At 66.7% G+C, this 17,285-nt stretch carries 17 protein-coding genes and 2 pseudogenes; 7 read left to right on the top strand and 12 right to left on the bottom strand.

Going from position 1 to position 17,285, the window contains the following annotated elements:
- Positions 1 to 41: 41 nt before the first annotated feature.
- From OG230_RS04395 to OG230_RS36380, 3 genes are all read right to left on the bottom strand, one after another.
- Positions 42 to 806, bottom strand: coding sequence for an ABC transporter ATP-binding protein (locus OG230_RS04395; protein WP_328908797.1), 765 nt, complete (start codon positions 804 to 806; stop codon positions 42 to 44).
- Positions 779 to 1,663 (bottom strand): ABC transporter permease, encoded by an 885-nt coding sequence (locus tag OG230_RS04390; protein ID WP_328908796.1) that lies wholly within the window; start codon positions 1,661 to 1,663, stop codon positions 779 to 781. Before OG230_RS04390 ends, OG230_RS04395 begins: the two co-directional genes overlap by 28 nt.
- A 216-nt stretch (positions 1,664 to 1,879) precedes the next feature.
- Positions 1,880 to 1,963 (bottom strand): putative leader peptide, encoded by an 84-nt coding sequence (locus OG230_RS36380; protein WP_311307964.1) that lies wholly within the window; start codon positions 1,961 to 1,963, stop codon positions 1,880 to 1,882.
- 92 nt (positions 1,964 to 2,055) lie between these two features.
- On the opposite strand from OG230_RS36380, the gene OG230_RS04385 reads away from it, so the two are divergent.
- Positions 2,056 to 2,478, top strand: a complete 423-nt coding sequence (locus tag OG230_RS04385) for a YjbQ family protein (RefSeq protein ID WP_328908795.1) — start codon at positions 2,056 to 2,058, stop codon at positions 2,476 to 2,478.
- Between the two features lie 251 nt (positions 2,479 to 2,729).
- Here OG230_RS04385 and OG230_RS04380 read toward each other — a convergent pair whose 3' ends face one another.
- From OG230_RS04380 to OG230_RS04370, 3 genes and pseudogenes are all read right to left on the bottom strand, one after another.
- Positions 2,730 to 4,655: a GmrSD restriction endonuclease domain-containing protein gene (locus OG230_RS04380; protein WP_328908794.1), complete on the bottom strand. Its 1,926-nt coding sequence runs from the start codon at positions 4,653 to 4,655 to the stop codon at positions 2,730 to 2,732.
- Between the two features lie 1,180 nt (positions 4,656 to 5,835).
- Complete coding sequence (locus OG230_RS04375; protein WP_328908793.1) at positions 5,836 to 6,201, bottom strand: DUF6221 family protein; 366 nt, start codon at positions 6,199 to 6,201, stop codon at positions 5,836 to 5,838.
- A gap of 113 nt (positions 6,202 to 6,314) precedes the next feature.
- Positions 6,315 to 6,476 (bottom strand): annotated as a pseudogene (locus OG230_RS04370) (IS3-like element ISAar45 family transposase); the annotation flags it as partial.
- A 447-nt stretch (positions 6,477 to 6,923) separates the two neighbouring features.
- Here OG230_RS04370 and OG230_RS04365 point away from each other — a divergent pair.
- Positions 6,924 to 7,277: an effector-associated constant component EACC1 gene (locus tag OG230_RS04365; RefSeq protein WP_328908792.1), complete on the top strand. Its 354-nt coding sequence runs from the start codon at positions 6,924 to 6,926 to the stop codon at positions 7,275 to 7,277.
- Positions 7,278 to 7,282: 5 nt separating this feature from the next.
- A complete protein-coding gene (locus tag OG230_RS04360) occupies positions 7,283 to 8,446 on the top strand; it encodes a caspase family protein (RefSeq protein ID WP_328908791.1) in 1,164 nt (387 codons plus the stop codon).
- Positions 8,447 to 8,807: 361 nt separating this feature from the next.
- On the opposite strand, the pseudogene OG230_RS36375 reads toward OG230_RS04360, so the two are convergent.
- The 5 genes and pseudogenes from OG230_RS36375 to OG230_RS04340 form a co-directional block, all read right to left on the bottom strand.
- Positions 8,808 to 9,047, bottom strand: a pseudogene (locus OG230_RS36375) (hypothetical protein); the annotation flags it as partial.
- 4 nt (positions 9,048 to 9,051) lie between these two features.
- Positions 9,052 to 10,317, bottom strand: a complete 1,266-nt coding sequence (locus OG230_RS04355; protein ID WP_328911303.1) for a DUF6357 family protein — start codon at positions 10,315 to 10,317, stop codon at positions 9,052 to 9,054.
- Positions 10,318 to 10,473: 156 nt separating this feature from the next.
- Entirely contained in the window at positions 10,474 to 11,130 is a 657-nt protein-coding gene (locus OG230_RS04350) for a DUF6357 family protein (protein WP_328908790.1), read from the bottom strand.
- A 248-nt stretch (positions 11,131 to 11,378) separates the two neighbouring features.
- Positions 11,379 to 11,975, bottom strand: a complete 597-nt coding sequence (locus tag OG230_RS04345) for a hypothetical protein (RefSeq protein WP_328908789.1) — start codon at positions 11,973 to 11,975, stop codon at positions 11,379 to 11,381.
- A 246-nt stretch (positions 11,976 to 12,221) separates the two neighbouring features.
- Complete coding sequence (locus OG230_RS04340; RefSeq protein WP_328908788.1) at positions 12,222 to 12,398, bottom strand: hypothetical protein; 177 nt, start codon at positions 12,396 to 12,398, stop codon at positions 12,222 to 12,224.
- A gap of 170 nt (positions 12,399 to 12,568) precedes the next feature.
- On the opposite strand from OG230_RS04340, the gene OG230_RS04335 reads away from it, so the two are divergent.
- Both OG230_RS04335 and OG230_RS04330 read left to right on the top strand, forming a co-directional pair.
- Complete coding sequence (locus OG230_RS04335; protein ID WP_328908787.1) at positions 12,569 to 13,012, top strand: ATP-binding protein; 444 nt, start codon at positions 12,569 to 12,571, stop codon at positions 13,010 to 13,012.
- A gap of 677 nt (positions 13,013 to 13,689) precedes the next feature.
- The gene (locus OG230_RS04330; RefSeq protein ID WP_328908786.1) at positions 13,690 to 14,511 is read left to right on the top strand and encodes a hypothetical protein; all 822 of its coding nucleotides are present in this window, start codon (positions 13,690 to 13,692) and stop codon (positions 14,509 to 14,511) included.
- An 81-nt stretch (positions 14,512 to 14,592) separates the two neighbouring features.
- On the opposite strand, the gene OG230_RS04325 is transcribed toward OG230_RS04330, so the two are convergent.
- Complete coding sequence (locus OG230_RS04325) at positions 14,593 to 16,050, bottom strand: membrane-associated oxidoreductase (protein ID WP_328908785.1); 1,458 nt, start codon at positions 16,048 to 16,050, stop codon at positions 14,593 to 14,595.
- A gap of 69 nt (positions 16,051 to 16,119) precedes the next feature.
- Here OG230_RS04325 and OG230_RS36370 point away from each other — a divergent pair, with 69 nt between their 5' ends.
- Together OG230_RS36370 and OG230_RS04315 are read left to right on the top strand one after the other, a co-directional pair.
- Entirely contained in the window at positions 16,120 to 16,350 is a 231-nt protein-coding gene (locus OG230_RS36370; protein ID WP_443051493.1) for a transposase, read from the top strand.
- A 91-nt stretch (positions 16,351 to 16,441) separates the two neighbouring features.
- Entirely contained in the window at positions 16,442 to 17,173 is a 732-nt protein-coding gene (locus OG230_RS04315; RefSeq protein ID WP_328908784.1) for a DUF4232 domain-containing protein, read from the top strand.
- Positions 17,174 to 17,285: the final 112 nt, after the last annotated feature.

Raw genomic sequence — 17,285 nt, 5'->3', positions numbered from 1 at the left:
TTCTCCTTCGGGAGGTGGTATGGAGTGAGTGGTGGTCCGGTTCAGGCGGCCTCGGCCGGAGCGGACGGGCTCTCGACGCCCAGCTCGGCCAGCAGTCGCGAGCGCAGGGCGGCGAATCCGGGGCTGCCGACACCGCGCGGCCGGTCCAGGTCCACGGGGGTGTCGTAGGCGATCCCGCCGTCCCTCATCACCAGGGCCCGGTCCGCGAGCAGGAGCGCCTCGTCCACGTCATGGGTGACCAACAGCACGGCGCAGCCACGCCGTTGCCATAGCTCGGCCACCAACTGCTGGGCCTTGATCCTGGTCAGTGCGTCGAGCGCGCCGAACGGCTCGTCGAGCAGCAGCAGATCGGGCTCGCGCACCAGAGCCCGGGCCAGCGAAGCGCGCTGCGCCTCGCCGCCGGAGAGCGTCTTGGGCCAGGCGCCCGAACGCTCGGACAGCCCCACCTCCGCCAACGCCTTCTCGGCCACGGCGCGTTCGGGGTTGCCCGGCAGCCCGAGCAGTACGTTGCGCCACACCCGCTTCCACGGCATCAGCCGCGGGGCCTGGAAGGCGACGGCCCGCCGCCTGGGCACGAGCACCGTGCCCTTGATCTCGCGGTCCAGCCCGGCGAGCACCCGCAGCAGAGTGGACTTCCCGCAGCCGCTCCGCCCGAGCAGGGCGGTGAACTCCCCTGCCCGCAGGGTCAGATCGAGCCCGTCGATCACGGGCCTTCCGGCGAAGGACCGGGTCAGCCCCTCGATCCGTACGGCGGGGTCCGGCTCGGCGCCGGGGGCGGTCACTGGCCCGTGAAGGTCGGTCGCCATTGCAGCAGCAGCCTTTCGAGAATGCGGACGATGACATCGGCGGTGAGGCCGAGGAAGGCGTAGACGACGAGGCAGACGACGATGACGTCGGTCCGGAAGAACTCCCGTGCCTGGTTCATCAGGAACCCGATGCCGGCGTCGGCGTTGATCGACTCGCCGAACACGAGCGCCAGCCAGGCGGTCGCGAGCGAGTAGCGCAGCCCCGTCATGGCGCCGGGCAGCGCACCCGGCAGCACCACATGCCGGATCAGACCCCACCGGCCGAGCCCCAACGACTGCCCTGCCTCGATGAGTTGGGCGTCGACACCGCGGATTCCGGCATACACGTTCAGATACAGATGGAAGGCGACCCCGAGCGCGATCAGTGCCACCTTCGGGGCTTCGCCGATCCCGAGCCAGATGATGAACAGAGGGATCAGGCCGACCCAGGGAACCGTCCGGAGCATCTGCACGGTCGCGTCGACCAGGTCCTCGCCGAGCCGGGAGAGCCCGGACACCAGCGCGAGTGCCGTGCCGATGATCCCGCCGAGCAGCAGCCCCACGGCGACCCGCCGGAGCGACACACCCATCGCGGAGGGCAGGGTGCCGTCCGCGATCAGATCCGCACCGGCACGGGCGATGGTGCCGGGAGAGGCAAGCACGTCCGGGTGCAGGACCCCGGTGGCGCTGGACACCTGCCACAGCGCGAGAAGCAGCAGCGGGCCGATGGTGCGCCGTATCCATCGCGGCACCGAACCGAGCCGCAGACCTGATGCCGCCTCTGGCAGGACCGGTTCCAGATCGAGGGGAGGCGCGGGGGAGGGGAAGGACTTACCGGATACCGGCGATATATCCGGCGGGGCATGGTCAACGGTCATGAGGACTCCATGAGCAGGGAAACGCGGGGGCCGCACCCCTCACGCCCCGTACGCCGTGCCGCACCATGCCGGGCGCGGGTCCGCTAGGACAGGCGGACGCGCGGGTGCAACGGCAGGCGCAACAGGAGGGGGAGGGTGAGGCGGTGCGCGGACGCGTACGGCAGGAGCGGGCGCGTCACGCACCCGGTCACCGTAGGGAGAAGCGCTGAGAGAACGTCAGCAGCCGCGACAACACGCGGCGGAGGCCACCCGCAGCAGGTCGATGTGACCGCGCGAAGTGAGCAGAGCTGAACGGAACATGGCGCAGAACGTAGCGACGCGGAACGGAACCGGTCAATGGCGTCTCGTTCTGTGGACGCGCGATCCCAGCGCGTGAGAGGGAGAATGGCACCATGCCGGATACCTTCACCACACGCGTCCTGACCGTCACCACCGGGACGGCCGAGACCGTCACCGACCTGACGGCGGAGTGCGAACAGTTCCTCACCGCCGCCGCCCACGGCCGGGACGGCCTCCTCAACATCTTCGTGCCGCACGCGACGGCCGGAATCGCCGTCCTGGAAACCGGGGCGGGCAGCGACGCCGACCTGCTGGCCGCCCTCCACACCCTGCTCCCCGCCGACGACCGCTGGCAGCACCGCCACGGCAGCCCGGGCCACGGCCGCGACCACGTACTCCCCGCGCTGGTCCCGCCGCATGCGACGCTGCCGGTGATCGGGGGGCGGCTGGAGCTCGGTACGTGGCAGTCGGTCTGCCTGGTGGACACGAACGTCGACAATGCGGAGCGGCGGGTGCGGTTGAGTTTCCTCGGATAGAACGCCGACTTTTTGCGGACTGTAGATAGCAAGTCCGGCCGCGCCAACTGCCCCCGGAGTGAGGCTGCCGACGGGTTCTTGGTCTGGTGGTGATACGGCACCTGCATCCATGCTGAACACTGAGCTTCTTCGAGTTGGCCACCGATCGGGTGATGGCCGTGGAGTGCAACGAGCGAATCCCCGGGCTGTTGATCGAGATGTCTGACGTAGGACGGGCAGCAGACAACGTGCACAGCCGTGGCTGCCGTCCGTCACCGGATGCTTTGCAGGAGCGTCCCCGTGGCCGTGACGGTCCAGAACGACCACCCGTTACGGTTCGGGTTGACGTGCGGGTTGAGAGCCCGCACCACGGCTACCGCCGCCCCGCTGGGGGACTCGTACACGCCGCGGCCGGGGCCGGAGGGGATCGTCACGGTGCGGGACGGCGGATCGTAGTAGGCGGTGGTGCGCCGACCTTCGTAGACGGCGTGCAACTCGACGCCCTGCTCCGTGCGCAACGCCTGCACGTCTGCCTTGACCAGTGCGGGCGCGGAAGGATCTTCCGCGATCACGGTCTCGTCGGCGGGCATCTCGTCGGAGTCCTGACGGATGGTCCCCCCGGCATAAGCGGGCAGACCCAGGAGTTCGTTGAGGACGTTGGCCAGCAGGCTCCTGCGCGCAGCCAGGAAGTCGGGGAACCGGTCCAGGGACCGCAGCTCCGGGTCGCTGGGGATCCACTGTTCGGCCAGGCGCTCCGGCGCGATGCCCGCCATGTACTCGGCTGGCAGCCCGGAGGAGATCATCTTGTTGGTCTGACCGGTGACGAAGGCCAGGTTGGCGAGGCTGTTCCACTCCTCCTTCGCGTACGTCCCCTGGACCCGGGCGCGAGGGAACACGTGGTGGAACTCGATCCTGGAACCGCTGCTCATCGGCTGATCGTTGATGGCGATGTTGGTCGCCCAGTCCCGCGCCCTGTCCCGCAGCGCGGCGATGTAGAGCAGTTTGAAGAAGGCGTGCGTGGAGTACTTCTGCTCCAGGTCCCTAGGGTGGAGGGCGCTGTCCAGGGAGCGGGGGCCGGAGGCACGACGGATGAGCTCGGCGAACAGGTCCTCCCCGGCACGGGACCTGATCAGCCGGGCCTCCGCGTCGAGCTTGCCCTCGACCTGCAGCGAGTAGTGGCTGAAGGCCATAGCCGTGTACACCCAGCGACGCAGCAGCTGCGCCTCTCCCGGACGCAGCTTGCCGCTCCGATGGTGGAGTAGCAGGGCAGGCACGATCGTGACATTCGGCGAGGAGAGGATCTCGGACCGGGGGATCGAGCACTCGCCTTTCAGGAAGTCGATGGCGAAGCGAAGGGCCCTCTCGGTGGCGTGCCATGCCTCCTTCAGCGCGGTCTCGTCCACCTCCGCTCCGATGAGCTTGATGTGATGGGCGCCGGTGCCCGCGAGGAGGCTCATGAGGCGCAGGACGGCTTCCCTGTTCAGGTCGAAGTCGCTGTCCCGCAGTTCCTGGTGAAAGGCATCCATGGTGTCCAGGCCGGCGGACCAACGGGCCGCGATGGCGCTGTACACGAGATCGCCCTTGGACAGCCGTCGGCCGCCCTTGTTCAGCCGGGCGAAGAGCTCGGCGACCTCCTCGTAATCGTCGGACTCATAGGTGATGACGGCGATCTGGTGATACCGGATGTTGTTCACCTTCTGCAGCCGCTGCATCCAGGTGCCGAAGTCCGGGTCGTCGGGGGACACCCCGGCCTTGATCAGGACCGGATAGAACTGCACGTTCTCCTGCAGGAGCGTCGACACCGGGATCAGGAGCGGATCCTTGCGCTGCACGGCGCTCGGGGTGACGAATTCTTCGGTACGCACGTCGAAGCGCAGGTCTATGTGCCGACCGTCGGCCTTCGACTGAGGTCGGTAGACCCAGGCGAGGGAGGTCAGCCGCTGCTGTCCGTCCAGCAGATAGAGGGGTTGGTGCGTCGTCTTGTCGGTCTGGACGACGGCGGCAGTTTTGAACGGGACGCTCAGGCCGGTCTTCCACAGCAGCAGGGCGCCGACCGGATAGCCCCGGTAGAGCGAATCGAAGAGATCACGTACGTCAGGCCGCATCCAGACGAAGTCGCGCTGGATGGAGGGAATGACGACCATGCCCCGCAGCAGGTCCTCCACCTGGGAAATGATCTTTTCGTTCGCCAGTCCCATGCCGCCCCCAGCATTCAGGTGATCCGTCACATCCACGTTAGCCGCCATCCGGGTACGGCCGGCCGGTTTCGGATCTTTGCGCTACTCCAAGCAACGGCCACAACCACATGGCCCGACCGGTCGTCAACCCTTCACCAGTGGCTCCGCTTGTCCCGCACGGACGATCGCGGAATGCGCTCAGGACATGAGCCTCGACACCACGCCACGGCCCTCGTCGCGCTTCCCTGACGTCCCGCGGTGCGCTGAGGGGAAGACCGTTCTGTCGTGTCGTCGTTGGATTGCAGCGTAGGTCGACCGCGAGGCCGAGAGATCCCAGGACGAGCGCGACCGTATCGTTGGCAGATGACTCTGTCCGCCGAGTCGAACTCCTACGAAGTGCCGCTTGTTCGCACGTGACGGTCTTTATCACGTCCAGCCCTACGGCGAGGGTGGTCAGCACAGTAGCTCGGGTCTGAACGATGTGCGTGCCTCGCGGATCAGCAGTGGCAGCTTCCCGGAGAGTCGAATCCCAACCAATCTCTCATTGGTGTGGCCAGCTATCCTCAGGGTTGCCTTAACGGAGGTTGGTGGATACGAATCGCGATAATGCAAACCGTCACGTTCGTCTGTCGTTCTTCGGGTAGGGCTGCGTCTGTCGTCACGTAGGAGTGATGTCCGGCCGCACCGAGTGAGAGAGCCCAGTTCTGGGCAGGACTGGGTCAGCGATGCTGCGCGGCGATGTTTGCCTAGGGGATGTCACCCGCGAGCAACTCGGTGATAGGCCCGTGGTGCCGAACGAGCACGATGGCCCCTGGGGAGCGTTCGCCTGTCTATCGAAGCTGGCCTTCGCCGCCGACCTCCAGTGGCGCCGCCGGTGATTTCGCTGGTGAACTCGAACGTGGGCAGCGGCTGTAGCCCACCTGCACGGCCGAGGAACTTGCCCTTCACCTCGCCATCCGCGGCGCGGGAGACCGCCGGGCGAAGGCGATGACATGGGTGACCACGGGAGGCTGCCCATTGACCGTGACGACTAGCGCCCCTGGACGCTGGCCCGGCGCGAGGAACTCCTCGGCCACGCCTGACGCGGCCTGGCCGAACGCGTCGTTATGCCGGCGAGTGCCGGCCGAGGGTGACAGGGGAGTGAAGGCCCGCCATCGCGTGAAGCCGTGACGGGCCTTGATCTCTTTGTAAGTCCTGCGACCTATGCCCGGGCGGAGCGACTGAGTTTCGGGTCCGGCTCGACTTCCTCCTCGTTCGGCAACCATTCAGGCCGGAAGTCGGGGTGTGAGGCGTATGCCGCAACGAGATGGCGGAGCGGGAACGCAGTCGCAGAGAGCACAATCATGGCGGGACGGTGAACCATGAAGTCGTCCTGCTCTGCGTCCTGCTGCATCTGCTCCACAAAGCGCAGGACACCACGTTTGGCGGAGATGTCTGCGAGAACCCGGGCCTTCAGCCCTGCGGTGCCCTCGGCCGAGTCGGGCTTCACGGCCTGTGCCCCAGCTTCGTCCTCGTCAATACGAGCTTGGAGGAAGTTCGTCAGGTCCGCGACTTCGTCATTTTTCATAGGTGGTCCCCCTCGGTGCGTAGCTGAAGGGAGCATCATGCCGGACGGTCGGGTCTGCTGCAGGGCTGGGAGACGGGTTCGGGAACGCGGCTTGGAGGGCCGGTGTGGTTATGACGATCGAGGATGTTCTTCTGCAGCAGGCTGAAGAAGAACTCCACGACCGCGTTGTCGCCTGCCGCCCCGCCTCGCCCTATCGAGCCGGCGATCTGGTGCCGTCCAAGCGCCCGGACGAATTTCCGGGACCGAAATTGCGACCCACGATCGCTGTGCAGTACACAGCACGCGACGTGTCCACGACGGGCGCAGCGACATTCTTTCCACCTGCCCTACAGGACAGGTCACTTCAGATGTCACCCGATCGTGCGGCAGACCCTCACGAGGTCAGGAGTTGACGTGCGCGTAGTTCAGCCTGAGCCGGCGCTCGTCCACCGGGCCCGGCACGGGCCTCCAGCAGTGGGCCGCCACCGGTGGCGGCCACCAGGTCTGGACCCTGTACTGACCGACGCACGGAGTCCGCGACGGCCCCCGCGTTGGGAGCCGGCCGTGTCGGCGGCGGGGGCGCGGGGCCGTCGCCGGTGGTGGCGCCCTCGGCGGTCACGCCCCTCCTGGCTGGCCTTGACCATGCGGAAGTTCCGGGGAAATGTCCTCGCCCGCCGGGACTTTGAACGACGATGTATCGGCAGGTCCGAGTAGGACAGCAGATCGGGAGTCAGGAGGCGTCAATGCACGTCGATCTGCGTATGGAGCAAGGTGCGGGCGAACTGCGGTCGCTGCATGCCTGGCTGCGGAACGACGCAGCCGTACGGCGGTCCTCCACTTCGGAGGTGAAAGCGGACGGGCACCCTCAGCCGGGGCAGATGGGGGCGACCCTGGAAGTAATCAAGATGGTTACCGAGAATGGCTGGAGTGCGGCCTCATTCGTGATGGCTGTCATCGCCTGGAAGCGGACTCGACCGCAGAGCCCGCAGATCACGATCACCAGGGACGACACGACCATCGCGCTCACCAACTGCAGCGACGACGAGGTGCGGCGTGTGATCCGTGTCCTGGACGACGGACAGAGCGGGGAGAGCTGAGGCGAGTGAGTGTGTTGCCTGATCCGGGAGCATCGCGTGCCGTCCTCATCGGATCGAGCCGATTCGATCACCTTGAGCCGTTGCCGGCCGTTACCAACAATCTGGCCGCACTCGCCGAAGCGCTCGCGTCGCCCACCTCATGGGGGCTGCGGCCGGAGCACTGTGTGATCTTGGCGAACCCCGGGTCCACCGACGAGGTGATGGCCGCGTTGCGGGCTGCTTCCCTGGAGGCCCGGGACACCCTGCTGGTGTACTACGCCGGACACGGCCTGGTGGATCTGCAAAGCCGTTTGCAGCTGGCGTTGCCCAAATCCCAGCAGGACTGGCCGGAGTCGTCTGTCCACTATGAGTGGCTACGCCAGGCAGTCCTGGCGGGGCGCTCGGAACGGCAGGTTCTCCTGCTGGACTGCTGCTTCAGCGGACTCGCCTTGGGCACCATGGCTGGCGGCCCCCCGAAGCTGGTCGATCACGCTTCAGTGGAGGGGAGTTACCTTCTGGCCGCATCCTCGGAAACGAGTGCCGCTCTCGCTCCGCCAGGTGAGACCTACACGGCCTTCACCGGGCAACTGCTGGAAGTTCTGCGCAGTGGAATAGTCGGCGGTCCCGAGTTGCTGGAGCTCGACGCGGTGTATCGGCATCTGAGGGTGTCGTTGGCCGCTCAGTCGCGCCCCGAGCCACAGGCCAGAAATCGGAACACGGGAGCCCGACTGGCTCTCGGTCGAAACCGAGCGTTCGACCCGGACTCTCCCGTCAGTACGTCCGGTGGCCCGGATCCGTCCCTCCGCGCCTGGCCCTCGCCCGGTGGTATCCGGACAGCCGAGGGGTTCATCGCGCGGCTCGGGGATGTCCGGGTGGTGTCCGGGCTGTCGCAGAAGGCGATCAGCCAACGATCGGGCCGCAAGATTGCGGACGGCACGGTCAGCAACTTGCTGAATCGCGAGACGCTTCCGCGTACATGGACTGCGATCCCCACGTACTTGTCGGCGTGCGGAGTACCTGAGGACCAGGTGCGGCAGTGGAAGGAGGTGTGGAAGAGAATCCGCGTGGAACAGGACGACAGAGAGCAGGACTTGACGCCTTCTGCTGCAGAAGACCGGAAGCCCCAGACATGGCCAGGGAGACTCTGGCGGAGGAAGGACGGTAGTACCGTACGTCCCGAGCGGGGTTGAGCGCTCGGCCTATCGGGCCGGCGACACCTGGGCAGTGGGAGTCGTCTGCTTGGGTGTTGTAGCGGGAGCATCGGAACCGCCGCCGAAGAGGGTGTTCCAGGCGGCAATGGCGACCACTGCAAGAGTCACCACGACCCAAGTGGCGGGCTTCTTCATGCGTCGGGAGACCGTTGTAGGCCTGACGTAAGTCGCTGCCCGGTAATGCCCCTTGCGGCTCTGCGCCACTGCTGATCCTTCCTCGCAAGCCGATGGGGACGAGTAGTTCGTCCTGGCAGGGATTGTGGCAGAGCTCTGCTGTGGTTGTCGGTGCCTTCGGGTCTACCGGCCGGAATCCGATGGCGTGGGTTGATCGCACGACGAGTCAGGGGCGCCTTCTGCCGGGCGGGTCTACCGCGTGGGAAGAGGTGAACAAGCTGGCTGACAATCTGATGTGGGAGGAGCGGGAGAAGCTCTGGAAATACAAGGAGCGAATACTCGCGGGCGAGGTCCAGGAGCGGAGGGGCAGTGGTCGTCTTACGAGTCGGGCGGCGCTGGTGAACAGTCGGAGCCGGAGCCGTTTGGGTTCCCAGCGGCGGGTAGCACCGGTGAGGGCAAGCATCGGCGGACTACTTGGCGTCGCGCCGCCGGCGCGCGCGCTCGAACTCAGCGGCATCCGAGATCCAAGAGCCGTGCTGTTCGAGTGCGGCGCAGCCGCCGCGGACGAAGGCGCTCACCAGGGTCCGGTACCCGCCGATCCCGTCGACCAGGCTGTACTCGACCCGGTACTCCGGATCCGACCCGCCGCCTTCACCCTCGTGCACCGTCGTGACCCGGGCGATGGAGTCCGCGTAGAAGTGGAGCTGGATCCCTTCGCCCATTTCCTCGTCCTCGATGGTGAACACTTCGTTGTCCGCGGCAGAGCGATCGCCGACGAACTCCCAGAATTCCGCGGTGGCAGTGCGGTGATTGTCCTGGATCCACTTCTTCTCGACGCCCTTGTCGTCGGTGAACGACAGGATCGTCTTCCTTGCACTCTCGCCGAAGTCGGCGCGGGTGTCGGCAGCCTCCTCGTCATCCTCCATGGGCGTGCTCCTGGAGCGGTCCGTGGCCTCCGAGCACATCAGGAAGCTCACGGTATGCACCGCGTCATCGACGAGCTCAGGGTGTGCACGGCGCACGGCCGCGTCGACCGTCGTCGCCATCCGGTCCCAGTCGCGCTTGTCCGTGGCGCGCTTGCCCCGTCGCGGATCGCGGCCGATCCGCATCCCGGCGCATGCCTGCTCCGCGGTGGCGATCACACGCATGACCTCCGGCAGCAGCGCGGGGGCGACGGCATCGGGCATCCGCTTCGGAATCGTCGCACCGTGCAGGTACTGGCCCGTGTACCTCAGAATCGCGGCGTCGAGTGGACCGAGTACTGCTCCGCGCTCGGCGCGACGGCGGTTCGCGTGGTACTCCTGAGCTCGTTTCCCGTTGGACGTCTCTGTCGCCGCGCCCATCGCCGCGCAGACCTGACCGCGCTCGAGCAGATCGATGTCAGCCCCATGGGCGATGAGCCGACCCCTGTCCCACTGGATGCGTTGGAAGAGCGCGTCGACGTCCGCGGGCGCGGAGAGGAGGATCGGGTCCAGGAGTGCGACGGCAGCGTTCTCGTCGAGCCGGTCCCGGGTGCCGGCGGCGTCGCACAGGGGAAGGACCGCACTCCACAGCAGCAGGTGTCTGGCCAGGTCCTCCCGGATCACCGCAAGATGGGCTTCCCCGATCGAGAACGTGAACGTGCGAGGCTCATGGTTGGCGTCGGCCCCGGCACCGAGCGTCAGCTTCAGTTCACCGGCCTCGCGGATCACGTTCGGGATCCAGCCGCTCCTGCGCGTGAAGACTATGTCTCTCATGGACTCAGTCTTCCCCATCAGAAGGGACTGGCGAGTCCTGCCTACACCGATCTGACCAGCCGCTTTCGTGTACACCCACGCCACCCGGAGCGAGCAGGCCCGTCATGGTCGAGTCAGACCTTGGGCGATGTTGCAGCCCCATCCCGAACCATCTGTTCATGACCACCGTTCAAATTCGGCGTCGAGGCGCGTGTCGGTGCGCACCCAGACTTCGCCATCGGCGGCCTCGGCCGGGGCGTCGACTCGTTCGATACCGAGGAATTCGATCAACTTGAGCAGTTCGGCTCGTTCAGCTCGGTCATCGCCGACATCATGCGAGTCGAAGAAGACGTAGTACTGGTCGCTCGGGTCTACGATGCCCGAATCTCCCCAGATCCGACCGACTTCTTCGATTGCCGCGGCTTCGGTCGTGAACGTGGCGGCGCGGGTAGCACCGCGAGTCTCCGGTGACGCGTCGAGGTCCGCGAGGTCCGAGAACCACTGGCCGAAGTAGTCGAGGCCGGAATATCCGTTCTCGAAAAACAGCATCGCGCTCGGCAGGTAGCGATTGGCCCTATCGACCTGGAGGTATTCCGTCCGAGACTGATCCGCCGCCGCCTCGATCCGGGCGATCACACCTTGACCGGGCATGAGCACCAAGCTTTGGCTCGCGGGTTCATCTTCGATGGTGTAGGTATCAGAATCTCGATTTCGGAAGAACGCGGAGAATGCTACGTACGCTTCCTGAGGGTCGCCTACGGAGACCTGCTGGTCGTTGCCATCACCGACAGCGAAGACGAACTGTTTCGGTCCGGGGTTGTAAGGGCGAGCCATTTGTGTCCTTCGTTCAAGTGTGAAAACGCCACCAGCGTAGTCGGATCAGAGCAGACCGACCTGCCGTTGATCGCCGACGAATTGCCAGAAGAGCCGGCGGCCACCGGAGCCACAGCCCCCGCGCGCCGGTAGCCTGTTCGGACGCTCACGCCCAACTTCGACTCGAACGAACACTGCACCGGGCCCAACTGGAGAGGTTCCGGGTGCATGGCGGGCCTTTGTGGCACCAGGGCGCCGGCGTCTCCCGCTCAGCGAAGACCGCGCTTCTCGCGTTCGGCTTCGGTCAGCTCCTCCATGAGTTTCTCCGGGACCACCCTGTACTCGGTGTCATCAAGGGCGTCGTAGTCCTGGGTGCCCAGCGGTAGGCCCAGCTCGGCGAGTTCGGCGGCCAGTTGTGTGAACGCGATTCGCTCGTCGGGCTCATCCTGGTAGCTTGCCCGCTCGGCGGCGGCCCCCTCGGCCAGGGTGAGGCCGACCGGGCTCCAGAAGGTGAACTCGGTGTCCAGCTCTACGAGGAGCCAGGCACGGTCCGCGGGTTCGTCGGGGTGCAGCCAGTAGCCGATCCACCCCTTTCCGCCCTTCGCCACGAGCTTGACGTACGTGGCCATCTCCGCGGCTGCGGCGTTGACGGCCTGCATCTCCGGGTCCGCGCGTTCCTTTTCGCTCAGATAGCTGGTGTCCAGGAGCGGGTGGACCTCTCCCGACTCGAAGAAGTCGAGGTCGAGCAGGCGGGTGAAGTCGGTGCGGCCCTCCCACTGCGCCACCAGCAGCACGCGCAGATCGTCGGGTACCGGACGGCCGTCCAGCCGCTCGCGGGAGAACTCGGCGAGCCGTTCGTCGTACATACGCCCTCTCCGGAGGTCGAATCAAGATCCTCGCGCCAACGTAACAGCGGTGTCTGACAAACAGCGGTGTCTGACAAGAGGTTGGGTATGCCGGCGTCTGCCGGACACTCCCGTGATCCGGACTCAGAACAGGTCCTGGGACCGCACGGTTCTCGACGCACTCCTACGGTGACCCGATGCCACAGGGCGCACTTCGACGGAGAAGGCTTGATGAGCGCTCTCCCGCGCCGGGTCCCGCCGGCGCCGTCAGCGTCTGCGGGAGGGGCGGCGGCGGCCGGCTCCGATTCCGGCGGTGTGCAGGGCAAGGAGTGTCAGGCCCAGGAGCATGAGGTTCACGGAGGACAAGACGTCGTTGGTGGTGATGTCTGCTGCGTTGATCAGGAAAGCGATGGCGAACAGGACGGCTGCGGCTATGCCGGTCATGGTGTGCTCCTCTCGAAGGGGGTGATGTGCGTGTGCCCTGACATCCGAAGGGCAGACCTCGTTTCCGCTTCGGCTTCGGGACGTCGGCCGGGCTCTGTGACGAGGATTCCGGGGTGCCCTTCGAAGCCGGGGGTAGGAGGGCAGGAAGAGAGCGGAGTGAGGGAGGACCGATGGGGAAGGACAACACGTCGCTGCGCGCGGTGGGATGGGCGCAATCGTTTCCGGTGTCGCAAGGGGTGCGGGCCGGTCGGCGGTGGACGCAGGGGCACCTGATGTCCCTGGAGTGGACCGAGAGCGCCCCCGAAACAGTGGACGCGATACTGCTCAGTGTCTCCGAGCTGATCACCAACGCGCACGTGCACGCGCACAGCGACGCCCAGCTGGTCCTCACCTGGGACAGCCACTGCCTGCATGTGAGTGTCCACGACTCCGACCCCCTTCCCCCTGCCAAGCAGCCCGAAGACCTCACGACGACCGGAGGCCGCGGACTGGCCATCGTCGACGCGCTCGCCGACGGCTGGGCCACGCATCCGCAGGCGTCGGGCAAGACAGTCACCGCGTGCTTCGTGCCACCAGGTGCTCCGAAGCCTCGGCATGGCGGGGACGTCAGCTGAGCTCCGGGCGGAAGCGAACCCGGTGCCGGAGGGAAGGGTGTCCCGGTCCGACCCGACGCACGCCTCACACGTCCGTGCCCCCTATATGCGTGTGGCCAGGCCGTGTTGGGCACATCGTGGAGGGCGGGTTCGCGCTCTCAGGAGCCAGTGCTTGAAGGCTTCCTTCGCCTTCTCCGGTCTGTCGTGTGAAGCGCGCGCCCCGATGATCTGACGGTTCTCTCAGCGAGTGTTTTGAGTACCTGAGAGGTGCAGGTCAACCCTGCAGGGTTTCGCCTGGGGGAGAGGTTGCTCCGAGGTGGCTGCGAGCGTTGTCAGAGTGAGTTGGCAAGATCGCGGCTGTGAACAGAACTCCGACCACTCCACCGCGGCCGTTCGACGTCACAGCGGTCTTTCCTCAGCTGGCGCCGCTGGCGCGCACGGCGACTAGGTTGCACCCCCGCCCGGGGTCTCCGTCACCGCAGGACAGTTCCATCGGCGGACCGCTGCTATGGCCCGCCGACGAGCCGTGGCCGCACTGCGACGGCCCTCATGTGGTGGACGGAATGAACGAGGCTCTGTCTCCAGCGGACGTGAGGCTGGAACGGCAGATCCGTGCCGCCTCGCGCGGCAGGGGCCTGACCCCGCAGGAGCGAGAGGCCCTGGAGCGAATCCGCCCCCCTCGGAAGTTTCCCCTGAGGGTGGCCATCGCACCGTACGAGGGGTCCATAGCCATGCTGCCGGTCGCCCAGTTGTACCTGCGGGACGTGCCCGATCTGCACGCGCCTGAAGGAGCGGACCTGCTCCAAGTCCTGTGGTGTCCCTTCGATCACCCGATCATGCCCAGGACCGCGCTGTTCTGGCGGTCGGCAGCCACGGTCACCGACATCCTCACCACACCCCCCGAGCCGCCCGCGATGCAGTTCGACAACTACCTGCCCGAGCCGTGCCTGCTCAACCCGGAGCAGGTCACCGAATACCCCGACCACCTGGAGTTGAGCAAGGAATTCCAGGAGCAGCTCGGGACCTGGAGCGAATGGCAGGCAGCCGTCACCGATGTGGACGACTACGCGTCGTCCCCGGAGGAGTTCTACGACCGTGAGTTGGCCGCCGCACCCGGCTGGAAAGTCGGCGGCTGGCCTCGCTGGGGCGCCACCGACCCCACCCCGCGGCTCTGCCCTGCCTGCGGCAGCGACATGGATGCCCTACTGACCATGGCCACGTTCGAGGGCGACGACGACAGCAGCTGGCTCCCGAACGAAGTTTTCGAAGACCGAGAACACACCGGTCCGTCCTCCAGCCACACCGGGCCGGAGGGTCAGGCCGTGATCGACTTCTTCCGCGCCCAAGGCATTGAGGTGCACGACCGCGGTCGCGTCACCCGCGATGCCCGCGTCGCGCCCCTCGGGACCAACCCTGCTCCAAGGCAACCGACCGCCGTCCAGATCGGCAGCGGCTACGACCAGCAGCTCTACATCTGTCCGGCAGCGCCAGAGCACCCCCACTCCGAGCTGATGCACTAGGGCCTGTTGCGAAGGTACTGGTCACAGCCCCTCACTGTGGACTGCGACCAACACGGTCGCCTCGCTTGCAGGCAGGACGGGCTATTGGCGGTTGAGATTGCGGGTCACTCCGGCGGCGATGGTTGTGGCGAGGATCCAACCTGCTGCGATCAGGAGATAGGACAGCCACTGGTAAGGGCCGGTCGGAGTGAATGCCTTTTCCTGGCCGAAGTCGATGATGGGCAGGAGGAGGTCGAGGGCATAGATGACGGGGTTGAATTCCGGGCCTTTGCCCCGCTCGGCCGCGGGTGGATGGTTCAGTCCGTAGGCGACTGAGCCGAGGAGCAGAAGAGCCAGGAGCCAGGCCACAGCACGAATGGGGCGGAAACCGTAGCCGACAGTGGCGTCCTGGAGGTAGCCCCAGAGTTTTCCGTACCAGGGCAGCGTGGTCCGGTGCCGGCGTTGCTTGGCGAGTTGGACTGCACGGGCTTCGGCGTCGTCACCGACGCGGCGGTACGAGGCCGCGAGTTGCTCGTAGGCGTGCTGCACGAAGCCGTCTTCGTCTCGCTCGAGCAGGGCGAGTCGTTGTGCGGCCGGCAGCCGCGGGGCGAGGGTCTCGTACGTCAGGCCCTCCAGACGTACCGTGACGGGCCAGACTTCGGGCTTGGCGTGGATGACCTTGAAGTTGGCGTAGTGCATTTTGACGTGGCCTGAGACTGGAGCCGCGTCCCAGAGTGAGAACCCTGCTGCCTCACAGCTACTGATGCCCAGTGCGACACCGCCCGGGTTGCGGAGCCGGGCCTCCATGAAGGTGAGCCAGCCGGTGACCTTGGTGGCGGTGAGTCTGACGCGGCCTTCGGCCACGAGGCCGCCCGCGTTGAGTCTGGTCCCGACCGTCAGGTGGGCGGCGTTGAGGGCATCACCTGCCGAGTTCTTGATGTGGGCGTCTTCGAGATCAAGGGCGCCTTCTATGCGGGCGGCTCCGATGCGGATCTCGCCGTGGGCCACCAGTTGGGGTGCCCAGATGTCGTTGCCGACGGAGGCATGGCTGAGCTGGAGGACGCACCCGCCGTCGACGCCGAGGCGGGCGCGGTCGAGGAAGATTCCGCCGGAGACCTGTGCGCTGCCCAGCTGCACGCTTCCGGGGATACAGCAGCCAGTGAGCCGGAGGTCGTCGTCGACGCGTATGGCGGTGGCCATGAGGGTGGGGAGGCAGGACGCACTGAGATCAAGCTGGCGGGTCTGCGCTCCGCGGAAGTCTGGCGGTTGCTCGAAGTGGCAAACGTTCAGGCGGATGGGGTGCGGTATCTCTGCGTGCTGAAGATTCAGGAGGCCGGTGATCCGCGCACCGGTGAGGTGGAGGGCGGGCACCTCGCCGGGTTCGGACGGACCACCGAGGAGGAGGGTGCGGATGACCTCGGCGCGGACGGTCCGTTCGGGACCCCAGGCGCTGGGCTGTTCGGGGTTCTCGTCCTGGGACTGGCGCAGGTCGATCGGTTCGCCGCGAGGGAATGCCTGACAGAGGCGACGTTCCAGCGAGGTCATTTCCACGATCTCCACTCGCGGGACATTACCCCGTAGGGGCGATCTATCGCGAAAGTGGATCTTGGTTGTGAATGATCACGTGCTGTGGATCGTGGTGACCTGACGAACAGCCAGTGGGCCCGGCTGGAGCCGTTACTGCCGCATGGCATCAAGCCGGGCCGTCCGCCGGTGTGGGCCCGGCGGCAGCTGATAGACGGCATACGGTGGCGGACCCGGACTGGTGCAGTGGCGCCCGCCGGCGACGCTCATTTGACGCTCTGTCACACCAAGGCATCGGTTCGTCCGAGGGCTGTAACAGCCCCGGATCCGGGGTGACCGACTGATGGGCCGACAACCAGAATGGCTGTGTAGAGCTTGAGGCCACGACCGGTCGTAAGGGCTGGTCCCGGGGGAGTGGGAACACAGCGTGCACTCGAAGACAGTGAGAGTCGGATCGATACGTCAGGGCCTGCGCGGCACCCTCTTGGGGGCCGCCGCGGTCGCGGCGCTGCTGGGGGCTACCGGCTGCGAGCCTTCCGGGGGCGAGGACAACGCCGCCCCGTCGGTCTCCGCGTCGGCCGGGGAGAGCGAGTCGAAGAGTCCCGAGGCGTCGGGCGACTCCGCCACCGAAAGCGGCAGTGGCGGCTCGGCCGGCGACACGACCGGGGGCGGCGGCGAAACCGGCGGGGGCAACGGCACCGATTACGAGGACTGCAAAGTCACCGACCTCAACACCGCGGTCGAGCTGCAGGACTCGTCCGGGGAGACCCCCCGCCACTTCCTGCTGACCGTCACCAACGGCAACAAGAAGCCCTGCGTCCTCAACGAGGCACCGCTGGTGCGGCTCGGGGCCGGTAACGACGCCTCCACCGTCGAGACGCTCGGAGAGCCGGACACCGAGCCCGTCGTCGTCGAAGGAGACGGCACGGCGTACGCGGGCCTGTACGTCTTCGGTAACGACGAGGGCGGCGAGGCGGAGTACGACCAGTCCGACCGGTTCACCGCCACCCTGGTCGCCGGTGAGGGCACCGAACTCAACGGCACGCTCATCTTCGACCTGCCCGACGGCCTCTCCTCCGTCTCCTACGACGACGCGGCGCGGGTGAACGGTTGGGCCGGCACCGAGGGCCTGGCGATGCGCGCGATCAACCAGCTCTGACCACGGGCGTGCGGACCGTTCGCAGGCGGCGAACGGTCCGCACACCTCGGGTTCCAGCGGTGTGCTCGTAGGCCCCCGGGATTCATGGCCTGAGCGACATCTTCGCGCGATG

It is taken from the genome of Streptomyces sp. NBC_00234, from assembly GCF_036195325.1.
In the GTDB taxonomy this organism is placed as follows: Bacteria; Actinomycetota; Actinomycetes; order Streptomycetales; family Streptomycetaceae; genus Streptomyces.
Note: the sequence above shows the minus strand (reverse complement) of the source record. Positions and strands in the feature narration are given on the sequence as shown.

Excerpts from the sequence above, each read along its gene's own strand:
- OG230_RS04395 (WP_328908797.1), bottom strand. The coding sequence starts at position 806 with ATGGCGACCGACCTTCACGGGCCAGTGACCGCCCCCGGCGCCGAGCCG.
- OG230_RS04390 (WP_328908796.1), bottom strand. The coding sequence starts at position 1,663 with ATGACCGTTGACCATGCCCCGCCGGATATATCGCCGGTATCCGGTAAG.
- OG230_RS36380 (WP_311307964.1), bottom strand. The coding sequence starts at position 1,963 with ATGTTCCGTTCAGCTCTGCTCACTTCGCGCGGTCACATCGACCTGCTG.
- OG230_RS04385 (WP_328908795.1), top strand. The coding sequence starts at position 2,056 with ATGCCGGATACCTTCACCACACGCGTCCTGACCGTCACCACCGGGACG.
- OG230_RS04380 (WP_328908794.1), bottom strand. The coding sequence starts at position 4,655 with ATGGGACTGGCGAACGAAAAGATCATTTCCCAGGTGGAGGACCTGCTG.
- OG230_RS04375 (WP_328908793.1), bottom strand. The coding sequence starts at position 6,201 with ATGAAAAATGACGAAGTCGCGGACCTGACGAACTTCCTCCAAGCTCGT.
- OG230_RS04365 (WP_328908792.1), top strand. The coding sequence starts at position 6,924 with ATGCACGTCGATCTGCGTATGGAGCAAGGTGCGGGCGAACTGCGGTCG.
- OG230_RS04355 (WP_328911303.1), bottom strand. The coding sequence starts at position 10,317 with ATGAGAGACATAGTCTTCACGCGCAGGAGCGGCTGGATCCCGAACGTG.
- OG230_RS04350 (WP_328908790.1), bottom strand. The coding sequence starts at position 11,130 with ATGGCTCGCCCTTACAACCCCGGACCGAAACAGTTCGTCTTCGCTGTC.
- OG230_RS04345 (WP_328908789.1), bottom strand. The coding sequence starts at position 11,975 with ATGTACGACGAACGGCTCGCCGAGTTCTCCCGCGAGCGGCTGGACGGC.
- OG230_RS04340 (WP_328908788.1), bottom strand. The coding sequence starts at position 12,398 with ATGACCGGCATAGCCGCAGCCGTCCTGTTCGCCATCGCTTTCCTGATC.
- OG230_RS04335 (WP_328908787.1), top strand. The coding sequence starts at position 12,569 with ATGGGGAAGGACAACACGTCGCTGCGCGCGGTGGGATGGGCGCAATCG.